Origin of the sequence: Synechococcus sp. PROS-7-1 (assembly GCF_014279795.1) — a bacterium.
Taxonomy (GTDB): Bacteria; Cyanobacteriota; Cyanobacteriia; order PCC-6307; family Cyanobiaceae; genus Synechococcus_C.
In genome coordinates this window covers 1,200,242-1,218,201 of record NZ_CP047945.1, presented here as the reverse complement: position 1 = coordinate 1,218,201, position 17,960 = coordinate 1,200,242, and the positions used below count along the sequence as shown (strand labels likewise).

At 56.3% G+C, this 17,960-nt stretch carries 19 protein-coding genes and 1 other RNA gene; 11 read left to right on the top strand and 9 right to left on the bottom strand.

The window, feature by feature from the left end; all coding sequences use genetic code 11:
• Positions 1 to 31 precede the first annotated feature (31 nt).
• A complete protein-coding gene (gene dxs, locus SynPROS71_RS06735) occupies positions 32 to 1,975 on the bottom strand; it encodes a 1-deoxy-D-xylulose-5-phosphate synthase (protein WP_186597659.1) in 1,944 nt (647 codons plus the stop codon).
• A gap of 77 nt (positions 1,976 to 2,052) precedes the next feature.
• Between dxs and ilvA the strand changes: the two genes are divergently transcribed.
• From ilvA to SynPROS71_RS06720, 3 genes are all read left to right on the top strand, one after another.
• Positions 2,053 to 3,585, top strand: coding sequence for a threonine ammonia-lyase, biosynthetic (ilvA, locus tag SynPROS71_RS06730; RefSeq protein WP_186597657.1), 1,533 nt, complete (start codon positions 2,053 to 2,055; stop codon positions 3,583 to 3,585).
• Positions 3,586 to 3,684: 99 nt separating this feature from the next.
• Positions 3,685 to 4,185, top strand: coding sequence for an SMC-Scp complex subunit ScpB (gene scpB / locus SynPROS71_RS06725; protein WP_186597655.1), 501 nt, complete (start codon positions 3,685 to 3,687; stop codon positions 4,183 to 4,185).
• Positions 4,186 to 4,209: 24 nt separating this feature from the next.
• Positions 4,210 to 4,512: a YggT family protein gene (locus SynPROS71_RS06720; RefSeq protein ID WP_186597653.1), complete on the top strand. Its 303-nt coding sequence runs from the start codon at positions 4,210 to 4,212 to the stop codon at positions 4,510 to 4,512.
• 5 nt (positions 4,513 to 4,517) lie between these two features.
• On the opposite strand, the gene SynPROS71_RS06715 is transcribed toward SynPROS71_RS06720, so the two are convergent.
• Complete coding sequence (locus tag SynPROS71_RS06715; RefSeq protein WP_186597651.1) at positions 4,518 to 4,847, bottom strand: nucleoside triphosphate pyrophosphohydrolase family protein; 330 nt, start codon at positions 4,845 to 4,847, stop codon at positions 4,518 to 4,520.
• Between the two features lie 56 nt (positions 4,848 to 4,903).
• Here SynPROS71_RS06715 and pyk point away from each other — a divergent pair, with 56 nt between their 5' ends.
• The 4 genes from pyk (at position 4,904) to SynPROS71_RS06695 (ending at position 10,186) form a co-directional block, all read left to right on the top strand.
• Entirely contained in the window at positions 4,904 to 6,688 is a 1,785-nt protein-coding gene (gene pyk, locus SynPROS71_RS06710) for a pyruvate kinase (RefSeq protein WP_186597649.1), read from the top strand.
• A gap of 14 nt (positions 6,689 to 6,702) precedes the next feature.
• Complete coding sequence (locus SynPROS71_RS06705; protein WP_186597647.1) at positions 6,703 to 7,932, top strand: ABC transporter permease; 1,230 nt, start codon at positions 6,703 to 6,705, stop codon at positions 7,930 to 7,932.
• Between the two features lie 63 nt (positions 7,933 to 7,995).
• Entirely contained in the window at positions 7,996 to 9,909 is a 1,914-nt protein-coding gene (ftsH, locus tag SynPROS71_RS06700) for an ATP-dependent zinc metalloprotease FtsH (RefSeq protein WP_186597645.1), read from the top strand.
• 43 nt (positions 9,910 to 9,952) lie between these two features.
• Positions 9,953 to 10,186 carry a hypothetical protein gene (locus SynPROS71_RS06695; RefSeq protein WP_186597644.1) on the top strand — a complete coding sequence of 78 codons (234 nt, stop codon included), beginning with the start codon at positions 9,953 to 9,955 and terminating at the stop codon, positions 10,184 to 10,186.
• Between the two features lie 59 nt (positions 10,187 to 10,245).
• Here SynPROS71_RS06695 and clpP read toward each other — a convergent pair whose 3' ends face one another.
• Entirely contained in the window at positions 10,246 to 10,836 is a 591-nt protein-coding gene (clpP, locus tag SynPROS71_RS06690; protein WP_186597642.1) for an ATP-dependent Clp endopeptidase proteolytic subunit ClpP, read from the bottom strand.
• 80 nt (positions 10,837 to 10,916) lie between these two features.
• On the opposite strand from clpP, the gene psb29 reads away from it, so the two are divergent.
• Positions 10,917 to 11,600, top strand: a complete 684-nt coding sequence (gene psb29 / locus SynPROS71_RS06685; RefSeq protein WP_186597640.1) for a photosystem II biogenesis protein Psp29 — start codon at positions 10,917 to 10,919, stop codon at positions 11,598 to 11,600.
• Here psb29 and SynPROS71_RS06680 read toward each other — a convergent pair.
• A complete protein-coding gene (locus SynPROS71_RS06680; protein ID WP_255442451.1) occupies positions 11,591 to 13,042 on the bottom strand; it encodes a hypothetical protein in 1,452 nt (483 codons plus the stop codon). The two genes, psb29 and SynPROS71_RS06680, sit on opposite strands and share 10 nt — an antisense overlap.
• 104 nt (positions 13,043 to 13,146) lie before the next feature.
• The gene (petN, locus tag SynPROS71_RS06675) at positions 13,147 to 13,248 is read right to left on the bottom strand and encodes a cytochrome b6-f complex subunit PetN (RefSeq protein ID WP_006041398.1); all 102 of its coding nucleotides are present in this window, start codon (positions 13,246 to 13,248) and stop codon (positions 13,147 to 13,149) included.
• A gap of 70 nt (positions 13,249 to 13,318) precedes the next feature.
• On the opposite strand from petN, the gene clpS reads away from it, so the two are divergent.
• Together clpS and SynPROS71_RS06665 are read left to right on the top strand one after the other, a co-directional pair.
• A complete protein-coding gene (gene clpS, locus SynPROS71_RS06670) occupies positions 13,319 to 13,615 on the top strand; it encodes an ATP-dependent Clp protease adapter ClpS (RefSeq protein ID WP_186597638.1) in 297 nt (98 codons plus the stop codon).
• 34 nt (positions 13,616 to 13,649) lie between these two features.
• A complete protein-coding gene (locus SynPROS71_RS06665) occupies positions 13,650 to 15,035 on the top strand; it encodes a BCD family MFS transporter (RefSeq protein ID WP_186597636.1) in 1,386 nt (461 codons plus the stop codon).
• A gap of 7 nt (positions 15,036 to 15,042) precedes the next feature.
• Here SynPROS71_RS06665 and SynPROS71_RS06660 read toward each other — a convergent pair whose 3' ends face one another.
• A complete protein-coding gene (locus tag SynPROS71_RS06660; RefSeq protein ID WP_186597634.1) occupies positions 15,043 to 15,270 on the bottom strand; it encodes a hypothetical protein in 228 nt (75 codons plus the stop codon).
• Between the two features lie 78 nt (positions 15,271 to 15,348).
• On the opposite strand from SynPROS71_RS06660, the gene SynPROS71_RS06655 reads away from it, so the two are divergent.
• Entirely contained in the window at positions 15,349 to 15,624 is a 276-nt protein-coding gene (locus SynPROS71_RS06655) for a DUF2103 domain-containing protein (protein ID WP_186597632.1), read from the top strand.
• A gap of 5 nt (positions 15,625 to 15,629) precedes the next feature.
• On the opposite strand, the gene ssrS is transcribed toward SynPROS71_RS06655, so the two are convergent.
• From ssrS to SynPROS71_RS06640, 3 genes are all read right to left on the bottom strand, one after another.
• A non-coding RNA gene (gene ssrS, locus SynPROS71_RS06650) (6S RNA) lies at positions 15,630 to 15,813 on the bottom strand.
• Positions 15,814 to 15,815: 2 nt separating this feature from the next.
• Positions 15,816 to 16,994, bottom strand: coding sequence for a 5-(carboxyamino)imidazole ribonucleotide synthase (locus SynPROS71_RS06645; protein ID WP_186597631.1), 1,179 nt, complete (start codon positions 16,992 to 16,994; stop codon positions 15,816 to 15,818).
• A 73-nt stretch (positions 16,995 to 17,067) separates the two neighbouring features.
• On the bottom strand, positions 17,068 to 17,958 hold the full coding sequence (locus tag SynPROS71_RS06640; protein ID WP_186597629.1) for a carbohydrate ABC transporter permease: 891 nt from the start codon (positions 17,956 to 17,958) through the stop codon (positions 17,068 to 17,070).
• Between the last annotated feature and the right edge of the window lie 2 nt (positions 17,959 to 17,960).

Here is a 17,960-nt window from a genome sequence, read left to right as displayed (position 1 = left end):
GAGCTCAGGAGGGGGGGTCCCTCCTGAGTCCTCAGCTCTCAACGGCGGTCACACTCGGCTGCTGGATGAACGGACTGAGAGGTGTCCCATTCGGACGCTGCACAAACGTCTTGATCTTCTCTGCCATCTGCACGGGCGTTAGACCCAGCTGTTCGAAACTCTGCTGGGGTGTTGCATGATCAACAAGAACGTCTGGGATGCCCAACCGCAGGATTGATGGCTTGATGTCTGCATCACTGAGCGACTCGGTGACAGCAGAACCGAATCCACCTGACAAGGTGCCCTCCTCAATCGTGACAACCTTGCCGATCCGACGTGCCAGGGGATGGAACAGCTCATCGTCCAGAGGTCTAAGGAATCTTGCATTCACCACCGTGCTCTCCACTCCTTGTGCAGCGAGCAGTTCAGCGGTCGCCATCGCTTTTGAGTTCATGGCTCCGTACGCCACAATCAGAAGATCGTCACCTTCACGCAGAAGTTCACCACGACCGATGGGTAGGGGCTCCCAGCCCTCCTCCATCAGCGGAACTCCTTCACCAGGTCCGCGCGGGATTCTGATGGCACAAGGACCTGAATGCTGGAGGCTGCTGACCAGCATCCTCTGCAATTCGGCTTCATCTTTCGGGGCCATCACTGTGAAGTTCGGAATCGCCCGCAGATAGCTGATGTCGTACTGACCCTGATGCGTCGGGCCGTCGGCACCGACAATTCCCGCCCGATCGAGCACGAATGTGACCGGCAGATTCTGAATACCCACATCGTGGATCATCTGATCGAACGCTCTCTGTAGAAACGTGCTGTAAATAGCGACGACCGGGCGTAGTCCATCGCAGGCCATGCCTGCAGCAAGCGTGACAGCATGCTGTTCTGCGATTCCAACATCGACGTACTGATCCGGAACTGCTTTTTGAAGCAGATCTAACCCTGTTCCAGTTGCCATCGCTGCAGTGATGCCAACCACCTTTGAATTCTGTTCGCAGATTTTCACGAGTGTTTGCCCAAACACCTTGCTGTAACTAGGGGGTTTGGGGGTTTTGCTTGGACGAGCCTTCCCAGTTCCAAGATCGAAGGCCGACTGCGCGTGATAGCCAACTTGGTCAGCTTCCGCGTAGGGATAGCCCTTTCCTTTCGTTGTGATGACGTGAACGAGAACGGGGCCACCGATGCGATGGGCGGCCTGGAAGGTGCGGATCATTTCGGCCATGTCATGGCCATCAATCGGCCCCATGTAGGTGAAACCCAGTTCCTCGAACACGGCGCCGACCTTGGGCACCGCCAATCGGCGCATGCTTTCCTTCAACCGATTCAGTTCTGGAGGCAAATCGCCGCCCATGAATGGAAGATGGCGCATGCTTTCCTCAACACTTCCAGATAGGAACTGCATCGGAGGACTCAGTCGCATCCGGTTGAGGTGGCTTGACAACGCCCCGACAGGGGGAGAGATCGACATGTCGTTGTCGTTCAGCACCACCAGGAAGGGTGTGTGAGGCATGTGGCCGGCATGGTTGATGGCTTCGAGGGCCATACCGCCTGTCAAAGCACCATCACCGATCACAGCAACGCACTTATGGTCCAGACCTTGCCGGTCGCGGGCCATTGCCATTCCGAGAGCAGCAGAAATGGATGTGCTGGCGTGCCCGGCACCGAAATGATCGAACTCGCTTTCACATCGCTTGAGGTATCCAGCCACACCCCCTTGCTGACGGAGGGAATCAAACGCCGCATAGCGACCTGTAATCAACTTATGCGGGTATGCCTGATGGCCCACATCCCACACCACCCGGTCCTTATCCAGGTCAAGGGTTTGATAAAGAGCAAGAGTCAGCTCAACAACACCCAGTCCGGGCCCAAGATGCCCGCCACTGTTGGAAACAACCTCGAGATGGCGTTGCCTGATTTGTTTAGCAACGTCCTGGAGCTCTGCCACGGAGAGGCCATGCAGCTCATTGGGATGGGCTAAGTCGCTCAGGTGCATGGGCCCGCTTCTGATTCAGGCAATCTACGGGCCCTCCTTACCAGCCGCGACAGCCGCTGAGTTGTCACACTGGGAAGATGGACGACTATCTCCAAAGGATTCTTCGTGCACGGGTCTATGACGTCGCCCGTGAAACCCCCCTCGATGTAGCCAGCAATCTCAGTCGCCGTCTCTCCAACACCATCCGACTCAAGCGGGAGGATCTTCAACCGGTCTTTTCGTTCAAACTTCGGGGGGCTTACAACCGCATGGCCCAGCTCACTCAAGAGGAGCTGAGTCGTGGGGTGATCGCCTCCAGTGCTGGAAACCACGCTCAGGGCGTCGCTCTGAGTGCCTCCCATCTCCACTGCCGGGCAGTGATTGTGATGCCGGTCACCACGCCAAGCGTGAAAGTCGAAGCCGTGAAGCAACTAGGAGGCGAAGTTGTTCTCCACGGTGAAACTTATGACGAGGCCTATGCCGAGGCACGCCGCCGCAGCGAAAACGAGCACCTCTGCTTCATCCACCCTTTCGATGACCCCGATGTCATTGCCGGACAAGGAACCGTGGGCATGGAAATCCTGCGTCAGAGTCCATGTCCTCCTGATGCCATCTACATCGCCATTGGTGGCGGCGGCTTGATCGGAGGCATTGCGGCCTATGTGAAAACCCTATGGCCCGATGTGCAGATCATTGGTGTTGAGCCGCATGACGCTGCCGCCATGACCCTTTCGCTGGAGGCCGGTGAACGCATTCGACTCCCTCAAGTCGGATTGTTCGCTGATGGTGTGGCCGTGCGAGAAGTCGGTGAACACACCTTCCGTCTGGTTCAACGTTATGTCGACGCCATCGTCACGGTCAGCACCGATGAGATCTGTGCGGCGATCAAGGATGTCTTTGAAGACACACGATCCATTCTCGAACCGGCGGGGGCCTTAGCGGTTGCCGGCTTAAAAGCGGATGTCGCACGCCGAGGACTGAAAAATCAAGAGTTGGTGGCCGTCGCCTGCGGCGCCAACATGAATTTTGATCGGCTGCGCTTTGTGGCTGAGCGGGCCGAATTGGGGGAAGAACGGGAAGCCATGTTGGCTGTGGAGATTCCCGAAGAACCGGGCAGCCTGAGACAACTCTGTGAGCTTCTCCACAAACGCAGCCTGACGGAATTCAGCTACCGCATGGGTGCTGGCGAAAGCGCCCATATCTTTATGGGCATCCAGGTGGCTGATCTGCAAGATCGCGCGGATCTTCTCGCTTACTTGCGCAGTCATGGATACGACTGCCTCGATCTCAGTGACGATGAATTGGCAAAAGTTCACCTCCGTCACATGGTGGGTGGCCGACTGCCCATTCGCGCTGATTCCGGATCCCAGCAACCCCAGGAATTGCTTTACCGCTTCGAGTTCCCAGAACGGCCCGGGGCGCTGATGCGCTTCGTGAGTGCTCTGCATGCTGACTGGTCCATCAGCATTTTTCACTACCGAAACCATGGTGCAGATGTGGGGCGCATCGTGGTTGGGGTGCTGGTGAAACCCGATGAACTTCAAGACTGGCAAGGTGTGCTCAGAGAACTTGGATATGCCAGCTGGGAGGAAACGTCCAATCCTGCCTATCGAATCTTTTTGGGAGCCTGATGGCCCTTCTGTGTGCGGACGTTACCTTGAACTATCGCGTTGAGAGGTGGGGATTTGAGTGACGACACGCTGCCTCTGGATCGAGATCATGAGCATCCGATGGAACAGGCTCTGTCTTTACCGGCCCGCCTCGAGGCGATTCTCTACCTAAAGGGGCGTCCCCTCACGCTCCAAGAACTGGCAGCACTCTCTGGAGTCACAGCGTCCGAAGCGGAGCAGGGGCTACTGGTTTTGATTGCCGGTTATGCCCAAAGGGATACAGCCCTTGAGATCAATCATTCCAATGGCCGTTACGGTCTTCAGCTCAGACCCGGATTAGGCGATCTGGTGAGGGATCTTCTCCCTGTCGACCTGTCAACCGCTGCCTTGCGAACACTGGCAACAATTGCTTTGAAAAAGCGCATCCTCCAGTCGGACCTCGTGGATCTGCGTGGCTCTGGGGCCTACGACCACATCAAGGAACTGATCAGCCAGAATTTCATTGAACGCAAGCGCCAGAGTGATGGTCGCTCGTACTGGATCACGCTGACAGAGAAATTTCATCGAACCTTTTCAGTGCTCCCTGAAATCGGCGGCACCGAACCCCCCCAGGCTGCATAGAGTTCCTTTAGTCATCCCGCTCCCATGGCTTTCGAGTTGGTGTCCACCACGCTTCAAGTGCTGGCGCAGACCTTGCAGATCTATTCGCTCGTGCTGATCGTGCGCGTGCTGTTGAGCTGGTTCCCCAACATCGACTGGAGCAATCCGGTGCTGAGCACCGTGAGCTCCATCACCGACCCTTACCTCAACGCCTTTCGCGGCTTAATTCCTCCTTTGGGAGGTCTCGACCTTTCGGCGATTATCGCCTTTTTTGCCCTCAGCCTGATGCAGCAGCTTCTTGTTTCAGCCAGTTATTCATTTGCAAGTGGTTTCAACAGCTTCGGCTGAGCCTCTCAGCGGTGGTCGCCCTCGCCATGGAGGGTCCCCCGTTTTGAGCGGCTGTTCAGTTTTTCGAGGTTCATCTGCCCCACGTCCTCGAGGGTCAGTCCCAGTTCTGTGGAAAGTTGAGCGATGTACCAAAGCACATCGCCCAGTTCCAGGGCGATGTCTTGCTTGAAGCTGTCATCCACCAGGCTGTTCCGATCCCGGATCAGTTTCTTGACTTTGTCAGCCACCTCTCCCGCCTCTCCTGCAAGTCCCAGGGTTGGATAAATCAGATTGCTTCCAAGATCGGGGTAACGGGCTGTCGTTCTGGATTCCCGCTGGTAATCGTTGAGATGCACAGTGATGAGGCGCCAATGGGCTTGACGGTAGATTCCGCTGGTTTATGGCGCCAAGAATGGCCGTGCTCGATCTGAACCGTAGAACCAAGATCGTTGCCACGATCGGCCCAGCTACAGAAAGTGCTGAACGGATCCGTGAGCTGATTCAGGCCGGTGCCACCACATTCCGTTTGAATTTTTCCCACGGAGATCACAGCGAGCATGCGGCTCGGATGGCCACAATCCGTCAGGTGGCCCATGAGCTGGGCGTTCATATCGGCATCCTCCAAGACCTTCAGGGTCCGAAGATCAGGCTGGGCCGTTTCGAGGAAGGGCCAATCACCGTTGACAAAGGTGATCATTTCTCCCTCACTTCAAAACAGGTGCGCTGCAACCAGACGGTTGCCACCGTGACTTACGACAAGCTTGCTGATGAGGTCACAGCAGGCAGCCGCATCCTTCTCGACGATGGCCGCGTCGAGATGCGCGTGGACAGGGTCGATAGTGCTGATCAGACCCTTCATTGCGTCGTCACCGTGGGTGGCGTGCTCTCCAACAACAAAGGGGTGAATTTCCCAGACGTGCAGCTCTCTGTGCGTGCTCTGACCCAAAAAGACCGCCAAGATCTGGCATTCGGACTTCAGCAGGGTGTCGACTGGGTCGCCCTCAGTTTCGTGCGCAACCCATCGGATATGCAGGAGATCCGAGAACTGATTCGCAAGCATGGCTTCACCACGCCCGTGGTGGCAAAGATCGAGAAATTCGAAGCGATCGACCAGATCGACGCGATCTTGCCGCTGTGCGACGGAGTCATGGTGGCCCGCGGGGATCTCGGAGTCGAGATGCCTGCTGAAGAGGTTCCTCTGCTGCAGAAGGATCTGATTCACAAGGCCAACAGCCTGGGAATCCCGATCATCACGGCAACCCAGATGCTCGACTCGATGGCATCAAGCCCCAGACCCACCCGAGCGGAGGTGAGTGATGTGGCCAACGCGATTCTGGATGGAACTGACGCGGTGATGCTCTCGAATGAAACCGCGGTTGGGGACTTTCCCGTTGAAGCGGTCGAAACGATGGCCACGATTGCGCGGCGGATCGAACGGGACTACCCCCAGCGTCCGATTGATACCCATCTGCCCAGCACCATTCCCAACGCGATCAGCGGAGCCGTGAGCAGCATTGCCCGACAACTCAATGCGGCAGCCATTCTCCCGCTCACCAAAAGTGGAGCCACAGCTCACAACGTGAGCAAATTCAGGCCCTCCACGCCGATTCTCGCGATCACGTCCGAAGTCTCGGTGGCACGCAAACTCCAGCTGGTTTGGGGTGTCACACCCTTGTTGATCGAAACACAGAAAAGCACCACAGCAACGTTCACCTTGGCGATGGGTGTCGCTCAGGAAATGGGAGTTCTCAAAGACGGTGATCTCTGCGTCCAAACGGCCGGAACCCTTGCAGGCGTCAGCGGTTCCACGGATCTGATCAAGGTGGGGATTGTGAGTGCCGTGCTGGGACGTGGAACCGGAATCGGGAGCGGATCGATCAGCGGCAAGGTCCGCATCGCCCTCACTGCCAGCGACTGCGCGCGTCTGGAACCCGGAGATATCCTCGTCGCCAGCGACACCAACGCTGACTATCTCGACGCATTCCGTGAAGCCGCTGCGATCATCACCGAATGTGGGGGTGATGATTCACATGCTGCAGTGATTGCCCGTCGGCTCGGTCTCTCAGTGATCACCGGCGTCGCCAATGCAACCAGGGATCTGCGTGAAGGTGAGGTGGTGACCCTCCACATCAAAGAAGGTGCAGTGCATCGCGGCACCGGCAGCAACACGCTGATGAAACTCGACACGATGCTCTAAACACCACCAGAAGAATGGCGAGCAACCTGCCCATCGCCGAAACCGTCGGGATGGCTCTCACCACACTGAGAGCCAATCGCCTGCGAAGCCTGCTCACCATGCTTGGGATCGTGATCGGCAATGCGTCCGTGATCACCCTCGTCGGAGTGGGTCGTGGCGCTCAGAATCTTGCGGAGAGCCAGCTCAGCACCCTTGGCGCCAATGTGCTCTTCGTTGTGCCTGGCAGCAACGACACCCGCAGGCAAGGTGTGGCATTTCCGAAGACGCTCGTCCTTGAAGATGCTGAAGCGATTGCAGAGCAAGTCCCGAGTGTGAAGCGGGTGGCACCACAGATCAATGCCAATGAAGTCGTTCAGGCTGGAGCGAGAAGCAGCACCGCGGCGATCTTCGGGATCACACCGGAATTTCTTCCCGTAAGAAGTTTCGAGATCTCCAGAGGGCGTTTCATCACAGAACAGGACGTCAAAGCCGCACGCACTGTTGTTGTGATTGGCCCTGATCTGCGTGACAAGCTCTTTCCCAGCGGCAGTTCCATCGGACAAAGCCTGCGGATCCGTGACCAGAGTTTCACGGTGATTGGGGTGATGGCACCGAAGGGAGCAGTCTTCGGCTCCAATCAAGATGAAAACGCCTACATCCCTCTCTCCACCATGGTGAGCCGGCTGACCGGCCGCGATCCCACCTATGGCATCAGTTTGAGTTTCATCAGTGCTGAAGCCCTCTCTGAACAGAGCACCGGGGCTGCAAAATTCCAAATCTCCAACCTTCTTCGCCAACGGCACAAGATCCTTCGCAACGATGATTTCGCGGTGCGTTCCCAGCAGGATGCCCTCACGATCGTTGGCACCATCACTGGTGGCCTCACACTGATGTTGGGTGCGATCGGTGGCGTTTCGCTCTTGGTCGGCGGAATCGGAATTATGAACATCATGTTGGTGTCAGTCAGCGAGCGCACCGAGGAGATCGGTCTGAGAAAGGCACTCGGAGCCAGGAGTTCCGATGTTCTTCGTCAGTTTCTTGTCGAGTCTCTTGTTCTTGCCAGCCTCGGCGGCGTGATCGGAACAGCCACTGGATACGGAGCCATCGCCTTGGTTGCTGCGTTCACTCCCCTACCGGCCGCGATCGGGGCCTCCACAGTCCTGGTCACTGTGGGGTTGTCAGGCTCCATCGGCCTGTTTTTCGGTGTGGTTCCAGCCAGGCGAGCAGCACGACTTGATCCGATCACGGCATTGCGCAGTCTTTAGTGAGATCTGCGTCTGCAGTTCAACACCGGCAGCTCTTACGATCACGCAATCGGTACGAGATCCATGAACCAACGCTGGCGCCAGATCCTTCTTTGGGGTCTACCCATCACCATTGCTCTGGTGCTGGCCTGGCAAGTGCTCGGCAGCGGTGGATTGAACGGCCTCAAGCCCGGTGGTCCCACCGTGGCGCCGCGGAACACCGCGGTCGCTCGCATGAGCTACGGACGCTTCCTTGACTACGTTGCAGCCGGACGTGTCACATCTGTCGACATCTACGACGGTGGTCGGGATGCCGTGGTGGAAGCGGTCGATCCCGACCTTGATAATCGGGTTCAGCGTCTGAGAGTCGATCTTCCTGGGCTTGCACCTGAACTGATCAACACACTCAAGGAGGAAGGAATCAGTTTTGACATTCATCCTCCAAAAACAGCTCCGCCGGCCCTTGGCCTACTCGGAAATCTTCTGTTTCCCTTGCTGTTGATTGGATCGCTGATTTTCCTGGCACGACGCTCCAACAACATGCCCGGTGGGCCAGGGCAAGCCATGCAATTCGGAAAGACAAAAGCCCGTTTTGCGATGGAAGCTGAAACCGGCGTGATGTTTGACGATGTCGCTGGCGTCAATGAAGCCAAGCAAGACCTCGAGGAGGTTGTCACCTTCTTGAAGCAGCCTGAAAAGTTCACGTCTGTGGGTGCGCAAATTCCCAAGGGGCTGCTTTTGGTTGGCCCTCCTGGCACAGGCAAGACTCTGCTCGCCAAAGCGATCGCAGGTGAAGCGGGCGTTCCGTTTTTCTCTCTCTCCGGATCGGAGTTCGTCGAGATGTTTGTGGGTGTTGGCGCCAGCCGCGTTCGCGATCTCTTCAAGCGAGCCAAAGAAAACAGCCCTTGCCTGATTTTCATTGATGAAATCGATGCCGTTGGCCGCCAGAGAGGCGCGGGTATTGGTGGCGGTAATGACGAACGTGAGCAGACCCTCAATCAGCTGCTTACAGAAATGGATGGATTCGAGGGCAACAGCGGAATCATCATCATTGCCGCAACCAACCGACCTGACGTTCTTGACTCAGCGTTGATGCGCCCCGGCCGGTTCGATCGCCAGGTCACCGTTGATGCTCCTGACATCAAAGGGCGACTCTCCATTCTTGAAGTTCATTCCAGAAACAAGAAACTCGATCCTGAGCTTTCACTCGACAGCATTGCCAGACGCACTCCTGGTTTCACAGGCGCAGACCTGGCCAATCTTCTCAATGAAGCAGCGATCCTCACCGCTCGCCGCCGCAAGGAATCGATCAGTCTGTCTGAGATCGACGATGCGGTCGACAGAATCATTGCCGGCATGGAGGGACAACCTCTCACTGATGGTCGGAGCAAGCGATTGATCGCTTATCACGAAGTCGGCCATGCTCTTGTTGGCACGTTGGTGAAGGATCATGACCCAGTGCAAAAAGTCACCCTGATCCCAAGGGGACAGGCGCAAGGCCTGACCTGGTTCTCACCGGATGAGGAGCAGATGCTTGTGTCTCGCGCTCAACTCAAGGCGCGGATCATGGGAGCTCTTGGTGGGCGCGCCGCTGAAGATGTGGTGTTCGGACGCTCCGAAGTCACAACCGGGGCTGGTGGAGACATCCAACAGGTTGCATCGATGGCACGTCAGATGGTGACACGATTTGGCATGAGCAACCTTGGCCCTATGTCCCTTGAAGGGGGAAGCCAAGAGGTATTCCTTGGTCGCGATCTGATGACCCGGAGTGATGTTTCGGAAGCCATTTCAAAACAAGTCGATGACCAAGTTCGCAACATTGTGATGCAGTGCTATCAAGAAACGCTAGAGCTGGTAGGTGCTCAGAGAGAAGTTATGGATGATCTCGTTGAGTTATTAATTGAGAAAGAAACCCTGGATGGAGACGAATTCAGAGAAATGGTCGCCAAAGTAACCGATATCCCCGAAAAAGATCGCTTCTCCCCAGTTCTTAGCTGATTCTTAATCTCTGGGTTTCATAATTTGTTTTTAAGGAACGTCTATGGAACCCGGAGATGGAACTCATTCTCCACTTGAGAGTTTCAGCAGTTATCGAGGAGATGACTGGTCTCCAGAACGCTTGGCATTTCATCAAAATCTCGAACAATTTGCCGAACGTGTTGGTTTAATTGTTGGACTTCAAGCCAACGGCAAAGTGGAACAAAGCGAAGCTTATGCCGAGATCAAAGCATTATGGAATGACTTACGTTCGAGCAAAAAAGATTTGTCGATATAATATTCGTTTTTAACAAATTCCCGCTCAGGCCGAACAGTGGCCTCAAGCGGGAATTTTATTCAGACAGAATGAACAGGGCGTTTGTCAATCACACTGTCAATCAAGCCGTATTCCACAGCTTCTTGCGGTGACATGAAAAAATCGCGATCTGTATCTTCCTGAATCTTGGTCAAAGGCTGGGACGTACGTTCAGCGAGTTCTTGGTTGAGACGACTTTTCAGGAACAAGATTTCGTCGGCTTGAATCCTGATATCGCTGGCTTGCCCGCGGGCACCTCCCAATGGCTGGTGAATCATGATTCGTGAGTGACGGAGGCTGCTCCTTTTCCCTTTGGCTCCCGCACAAAGTAGAAAAGCCCCCATACTTGCGGCAAGGCCTACACAGACAGTCTGCACATCAGGCTTGATGTGCTGCATCGTGTCGAAAATACCCAACCCGTCATAAACAGATCCACCAGGTGAGTTGATATACAAGAAAATATCTTTTTCCGGATCCTCAGCTTCCAGAAACAGCAGCTGAGCAACAATGCGGTTGGCGGACTCACTCGTGACAGCTTCACCGAGGAAAATGATGCGCTCCCGTAACAAACGGGAATAGATGTCAAACGCTCTTTCCCCGCGCCCGGATTCCTCGATCACGATGGGGATCATGCTGAACTTGCACACTGACTCAATCCTAACGGCGGCATCGTCAGCGCTATGGTCGTGCCTTGAATCAGCTGCAGAAAACCTTGACAGGGCTTCGGACGATCGCAGACAGCAAGAGAGCGTTTCACGCAGCCTTTCCCTACGTGATTCCATCTCTCTATCGACGCACTGCCGATGAGTTGCTTGTGGAACTGCATCTGCTCAGCCACCAGACGCAATTCAAGTCGAATGCCCTTTTTGCCGTCGGACTCCGGCAGGTCTTCACTGCGTTCACCAAGGGTTATCGACCTGCCGATCACCTCCCCGAGCTGTTTGATGCCCTTTGCAGCTGCAACGGTTTCAACGCCCAACAGCTGAATTCCGTTGCGGAGGGATCAGAAAAAGCTGTGGCCGGCCACAGCATGGAGGAGGTTCAAACCTGGTTGCAGGCAAAAGGAGATGGAGCTCCTGAACCCCTCGCCTCCGGTCTCGCCGATCTTGCTGGCGAACAGTTCCACTACTCAAGACTGATGGCCGTTGGCCTGTTCTCCCTTCTCTCCTCAGCGCAAGGCGTTGAATCACAGGATCCTGAAGAGCTCTGCAAAACAACCCACAGCATTGGTGAGCAGATTGGCCTCTCCAGGCCACGCCTGGAGAAGGATCTCAATTTGTACAGAAGCAATCTTGAGAAGATGGCCCAGGCGGTCGAACTGATGGAGGAGACGCTTGCCTCAGAACGTCGCAAGCGCGAGCGACAGGCCTCGGAAAGCAAACAGACTCAAGATTGAGGCAGCGTCAGCTCCCCCCGCAGCCTCCATAGCCCCCTGGATGTGGACGGACCACTGGCATCCAACGGCTTGACTTGAAAGGTCATGGTTGAAGCCTTAGTCATCGGCTTCGGCCAACGTCCATTGAGAAGATCCATGGAAGCCAGTGTGGATGGATTGGCCTGAACAATCAGTGACGCAGCTTTGGACGCACCCAGATTTCGCAAGAACGGTTTCACGTCTGGTTTGATACCAAATCCGATACTCAGAAGCGGTTGGTCCTTGCCTCCGAGCCAACGCCAGCCACCGACGATCGTTTTCTTGGGATCATCCGCTTTGAACCAGAGCTGTTGCTCCTGGACCGTGGGATCAGCGGATGGTTGAAGCGAAGCGAATCCACGACTCTTCAGCCGGTCACTCACGGCGCTAAGCACCTTCATCCACGAGGCCTGATCGTTGGGAACAGGTATCTGCAGTTGAAGCCCTGCGCGATACAACCCTGTTGGCCTGGCCACAAGTCGCAGAGAAAAGGGTGATGCGCTGATCCGTGATCGCAACACTTCGCTGATGCCGTAGTTCTGCTCCAGAGGAACCTGGATGATTTGTCGGCTCAAAAGGGTTCCTAAAATCAACTGCAGCGCAGAGCCATCCACGCGCAGCAAGCTGGATTGATTGGCTGGAGCCGCTTCAACGGTGGACCAGTTCCACCTCACGAGTTCCGCATTCACAGGGTTGGTCCGCAGTGGACGTTGTCCAATCACGCCGTTCCACTGCAGAGTCCTCCCCTGAAGGCGCAGTTGCATGCATCCCTCACGTCCCTGCTGCAATAGGGGCGCGAGAGTCCCGCTCACGGAGGCCAACGCATCGGCACTCCAGTACACGCTTGGTTGCTGCGAAAGAGAGTCGAGGCATGACTGAAACAACCCACGCCCATCGAACGCGTCCGATTGAGGCTTGACCGCCTCAATGCGTTGCATCAACTGCTCGCGGTGCAGCTGATCGGTGCCAATCACCACCAGATTGCCAAGCCGTTGACCGAAGGAACGCTGCGCTTGGGACTGAGCCAATGTCGCAGGAAGAATCAAATAAGCCTCGCCATCCAGTGACCAGGCCTGCCACCAAAGCATTCCCCCCTGCCGTTTCCAGAGATCACCAGCCGGTTTCACTCCAAGGCGTGCATTCCACAGTGATGGAACAGGCCGGCGGGGATCACCCTGGAAGCTCTGAATCAGGATGAACGCATCGGCCAACCGCGCCAGTGATCGCACGGTTGAATCGCGGTTGAGAAGTTTGCGACTTGTCGTCGTCCCGAGGCCGATGAACGACCCGAGGATGAGCAACAGAATTCCCAGTGCTGTGGCTGGAAAAGCCTTGAGTCCAGTGACGATGAACAGACGCTCGAATGGACGGGACTCAGCTGCGACCACGTGGTGAACGTCGGCGACGACGATCTCTCCACTCAATGGTAGACAGATAAATCACAGCGCCACTAACAAAGACGAGCAGAGCCGTAGCCGTGACCGCCAAACCTTGGTTCAGCAGCTGGGATTGAACTGTTGCGAGCACCTCAGAAGTTCAGCGTGCCGTCACCGTTACGCCCCCACACCACCATGGCGATCGAAAAGCTGAAAACAGCTGCAAGAGAAGCCCAGGCCAGGGTGAACAGCATGTCTTGAACGTGATTAGACAAATTTTACCTAAAGTATTGAGCGGTTCAGGCCAGTTGTTCACGAGCTCTCATGACTTCGTCATCACCGGGCGTTTCCACCGTTCTTGAAAGAGATCGGCAAGCGCTGCGCTACCCCCAGGCTCGCGTGATCGTCCTCAACGACGACGTGAACACCTTTGAGCATGTTGTGGAGAGTCTCTGCAGGATCATTCCCGGCATGAACAGCGATCAAGCCTGGAACCTGGCGCATCAAATCGACGGTGAAGGTGCCGCTGAGGTCTGGTGTGGCCCCCTTGAGCAAGCAGAGCTCTACCACCAGCAACTCGGCGCTGAGGGGCTCACGATGGCGCCAATCGAACGCTGTTAGCGAACGTAGGGTTGACGAGCTTGCAGTCGACGACGTGGGTTCGGCCCGGTTTTTTCTCCTCGCCATTCGCCTAGGGCTTTTTCAGGCCTGTCTCGGGGCACTATCAGTGCTCACCCTGGGCATCTTCAACAGGCTTCTGATTGAAGAATTTGCCGTTCCCGCGGCATTGACGGCCCTCGCTCTTGGCTGCCAGCAACTCGTCGCCTTCACACGGGTATGGTTCGGCCAGCGGTCGGATCGCTGTCGCTGGAGAGGACTGCGCCGAACGCCCTTCATCATCGGTGGAGCAGCAGCGTTCTGCGCGCTCACCTGGATCGCCGGGCGGCTGGTGCTTTGGATCGCTGCTGCATCCATGGTCGATGACGCCTCAGCTGTGATCGAACGAGGGCTGTTGCTGGCTGTCGTTTTCTTGCTGTATGGCTTGGCAATTTCAGCGAGTTCAACCCCATTTGCCGCTCTGTTGGTCGATGTCAGCACCGACAAACAACGACCTGTTCTGGTCTCGATTGTGTGGTCAATGCTGATGGTTGGGATTGTTGTCGGCGCCATTCTCCTGAGTTCCTTTCTCGGCTCCTCCTGTGCAAGCGCGGAGCTCACGGATGTCATTGATGGCGTCAGGCGCCTGATCGCGGTCGCCCCCGTGGTGATTTTCGGCCTCGTGCTGATCGCGATCGCTGGAGTTGAACCACGAATCATCAACAACAACCGAAAGGAGAAGGGCCATAGCAATGATCAAGAAATCTCCCTGGCAGCGTCCTGGACGATTCTCCGAGCTTCTCCGCAGGTGGGCTACTTCTTTGCCGTTCTATCGCTGTTCACGTTTTCGCTCTTCTTGCAGGAGGCCGTTCTCGAGCCCTATGGAGGCGCAATTTTCGCAATGGATGTCTGCGCCACCACAAGGCTGAATGCCATCTGGGGGATCGGAACATTGCTTGGAATTGCCACAACGGGGTTTCTCTTCGTGCCCCGGCTCGGCGCCCAACGCACTGCTCTGCTGGGAGGTCTTCTGTCAGCCGTTTTCGTGCTTCTGATCGTGGTTGCAGGCGGCATGAACTCTGAACCTCTCTTCAAGGGAGCTCTCTTTCTCTTTGGTGCTGCTGCCGGGATCAGCACCAATGCAAGCCTTACCCTCATGCTGGGCCTCACCTCTCCGCTGATGGCAGGAACCTTCATCGGTGTATGGGGGCTTGCGCAGGCTTATGCCAGGGGACTGGCCACCATCGGAGGTGGGGCTCTGCTCAGCCTCTTTGGTCAGTTCACTGGCTCTCAGAACAGTTTCAGTGCTTATGCGGGCGTCTTCATCGTGCAAGCCATGGGTCTTCTCATCGCTGGCATCATGCTGCTTCGCGTCGACACCAAGTTGTTTCAGCGCAAGGTTGAGCAGGCGCTGGCTTCCGTTCTCACCAGCGAACTCGACTGATCAAACGTCAGGCCGCAGGCTGCCGGCTGGCGCGGGTGAGCTTCAGCAGTTCAGTGGTTTTCAGTTTCTGATTCTGAGCGACCAGCACGTAGCGCATCACTTTCCCAGGACAAAAAGCCAGACCCCTGACTTCGTCGCCATGCAGCTCAGCTGTTAAGACGCGCGCTTGGGGACCGCAGCGATCCTTGAGAGGGGTAATCACTTGCAGGCACAGGCTGTCGACGGATCGGAGCATGACAGGACAGCATCGCTGTCTTCTCTGTAGCTAGATCCTTTAGCTTCGGCCAGCTTGTTTCATGTTGCTGGTCTGGTCGTGGGACGCCTAGTGATCACACACAGCACCTACGTCGAGGGACTGATTCCTTGGCTCAAGAAACTGGCCACGGACCCTGCCATTCAAACGATTACTCCAGGGGTGATCAGTCGAGTGAGGGGCCGCTGCGTTGGCCTTCAACTTCGAATTTCAACACCGGTATCCGGGGGATTCAAGGTGGTGGCCCGCAGAGGCACCAGCGTGCAGGAAGTGTTTGTCGTCACACCGCTGAGCAAAGCTGAATTAGGCCAGCGGATCAAAGCCTCAAGTCCCTGAAAAGGGGGTGAACCACCCAGCCGTGCAAGCCCCAGTGTTCGACCTGGAGTTACCAGAAGGGGCGACAAAGTGAGGCTTCGTTTCCGGCTACGAGGCCGGTCTACGGCACCATCACGACAGTTGCCCCAAGTCGAAAGAGAGTCAGATCAGAGCACTAGAAGAAGGCTGTCACCAACGGGGTAGTTCACGGATCAATTTAGGGGATTTGGCCACACGTCTCGGATTTGGCTCAGGACTGTCATCGCCGTCTGACGACGGGCCTCGGCTCTCTCCTCACGCAGTACAACAGTGACGTGGCCCACTTTGCGTCCGGGCAGTTCCTGCTTGCCATACCAGTGCACATGGGCGTTCGGAATCGATCGAAGCCTGGCCAAACGTTCATTGAGGTTTTGATCACTGCCAACTGCTGCGGCATCGTGCAAGCCGAGCAGATTGACCATCAAGGCGCCTTCCACCACAAGCTCTGTTGCAGGAACCGGTAACCCTGCCGTGATGCAGAGCTGCTGATCAAACTGACTGCTGGAGCAGGCTTCGATGGAAAAGTGACCCGAGTTATGGGTGCGCGGAGCGATTTCGTTCACGAACAGGCCTTCCGGCCCATAAAAGAACTCCAGAGCCATCACACCTACATATCCCAGGCGGGTGAGCAGAGACGCTGCAATGTTGTAGGCGGTTGCTTCGAGCAGGGGTTCCGCTTCCGCAGGAGCGAGAACCCAGTCGCAGATTTGATGGCTTTGGTGGGTCTCCACCATCGGCAGGTGGCGGATACGCCCCTGTCGATCGCGACTCACCACAAGGGCAAGCTCCCGCTCAAATTTCACCCAACTCTCGAGCAACCAGTCCTGAGCTCGCACATTGCGCATGAGATGGGCCAGATCATTGAGGTCTTCAAGGATTTGAGTGCCCTTGCCGTCGTACCCACCGGTCGCAGCCTTGGCCATCACCGGGAAGGTCCACCCAGGAGGCAGCGCTGGTGACCCTGGATTGATCTCAGCCAGACAGATCCAGCGAGGGCTGGGAATGGAGAGATCGTCGAGAAGCCGGCGCTGAGAGAGTTTGTTAACGAGAGGCACCAGGCTGGCCAGGGATGGCACAAACGTCACGCCCTGGCGTTCCAGAGGCATAAGAGCGTCCACCGTCACCCACTCGTTCTCAAATGTGATGCCACTGCAATCACGCGCCAGCTCGCGCGTCGCGTCCTGATCGGTCGGCAACGCCTGAACCAGTCGGCTGGATGCAGCAACAGCGCAATCTGCTTCGGATGTGGTTTGAACCAACACCTCAATGCCTCGGAGAGCAGCGGCCTCCGACAACATGCGAGCCAGCTGGCCGCCGCCGATCACTCCGATTGCGCCGTCAGCGCTCCCCATGTCAGCCCCTTTCTCAACCTGAAGCTTGCCATCCGAGCGGAGATCAGACAGCTGCTTCGATCAAACGCCTGACTTAAATAAGGGAACGATCATCGCTGAAGGCCAGTCGCACGGCGGTCAGCAACAGAACGATCAGAAACAGAGCCAGGCCCACCGTGCAGGCATAGCTGATTTCCAACTCTGCAAAGGCCTGGTCGTAGACGTAATAAACAAGCGTGCGTGTGGAGTCAGCAGGTCCGCCCTGAGTCATCAGAAACACCTCTTCAAACACCTTGGTGGCAGCGATCGCTGAGATCACGGCCACCAAGGTGAGATAAGGACGCAATAAAGGGAGCGTGATATCGAGATGCTTTCTCCAGCCTTCACTGCCATCGAGTTCGGCTGCTTCGTACAGCTCAATGGGAATCCCTTGAAGTCCACCCAGGAAAATCACCATGTAGTAGCCGAGTCCTTTCCAGAGCGTGACCAGCATCACCGAAGGAAGGGCCAGCAACGGGTTGGAGAGGAAGTCGATCGGGAGGAAACCGGAGCCGAAGAGAGCGCCGAGCCAGCCATTGATCAATCCGTTTTCCGCATAAAGCCATCGAAAGGCGATCGCAGCAACAACAATCGAAACAAGGACCGGGGTATAGAAAGCAGCTCTAAGAACGTGAATTCCAGGGAGAGCCCGGTTCACAAGCACAGCCAGAGCAAGGGCGCCAAGAACAATCGGCGGTACGACTCCGAAGAGATAGATCAGAGTCGTGCCCAGAACTTTGTAAAACATCGGATCACCTGCCAAGCGCCGCAGATTGGCGAATCCGATGAAACGCAGGGGTTCAGAAACATCAAGCCCTGTCTGCGTGAAGCTCATGACCAGCGCCATCGCGGCTGGAATCAGCACCGAAACACCAAGAAGGATGAGCGCAGGACTCAGAAAGCCCCAGGCCGTCAGGGTTCTGCTGCGATCAACCTCGGATTTCATCA

Coding starts and splice junctions, on each gene's coding strand:
- petN (WP_006041398.1), bottom strand. CDS start 13,248: ATGCTGTTCACCCTGGCCTGGGCTTCTCTTGCAGCTGTTTTCAGCTTT.
- pyk (WP_186597649.1), top strand. CDS start 4,904: ATGGCCGTGCTCGATCTGAACCGTAGAACCAAGATCGTTGCCACGATC.
- SynPROS71_RS06705 (WP_186597647.1), top strand. CDS start 6,703: ATGGCGAGCAACCTGCCCATCGCCGAAACCGTCGGGATGGCTCTCACC.
- scpB (WP_186597655.1), top strand. CDS start 3,685: ATGGAACAGGCTCTGTCTTTACCGGCCCGCCTCGAGGCGATTCTCTAC.
- dxs (WP_186597659.1), bottom strand. CDS start 1,975: ATGCACCTGAGCGACTTAGCCCATCCCAATGAGCTGCATGGCCTCTCC.
- ilvA (WP_186597657.1), top strand. CDS start 2,053: ATGGACGACTATCTCCAAAGGATTCTTCGTGCACGGGTCTATGACGTC.
- SynPROS71_RS06660 (WP_186597634.1), bottom strand. CDS start 15,270: ATGCTCCGATCCGTCGACAGCCTGTGCCTGCAAGTGATTACCCCTCTC.
- SynPROS71_RS06645 (WP_186597631.1), bottom strand. CDS start 16,994: ATGGGGAGCGCTGACGGCGCAATCGGAGTGATCGGCGGCGGCCAGCTG.
- clpP (WP_186597642.1), bottom strand. CDS start 10,836: ATGATCCCCATCGTGATCGAGGAATCCGGGCGCGGGGAAAGAGCGTTT.
- SynPROS71_RS06640 (WP_186597629.1), bottom strand. CDS start 17,958: ATGAAATCCGAGGTTGATCGCAGCAGAACCCTGACGGCCTGGGGCTTT.
- SynPROS71_RS06720 (WP_186597653.1), top strand. CDS start 4,210: ATGGCTTTCGAGTTGGTGTCCACCACGCTTCAAGTGCTGGCGCAGACC.
- SynPROS71_RS06695 (WP_186597644.1), top strand. CDS start 9,953: ATGGAACCCGGAGATGGAACTCATTCTCCACTTGAGAGTTTCAGCAGT.
- ftsH (WP_186597645.1), top strand. CDS start 7,996: ATGAACCAACGCTGGCGCCAGATCCTTCTTTGGGGTCTACCCATCACC.
- clpS (WP_186597638.1), top strand. CDS start 13,319: ATGACTTCGTCATCACCGGGCGTTTCCACCGTTCTTGAAAGAGATCGG.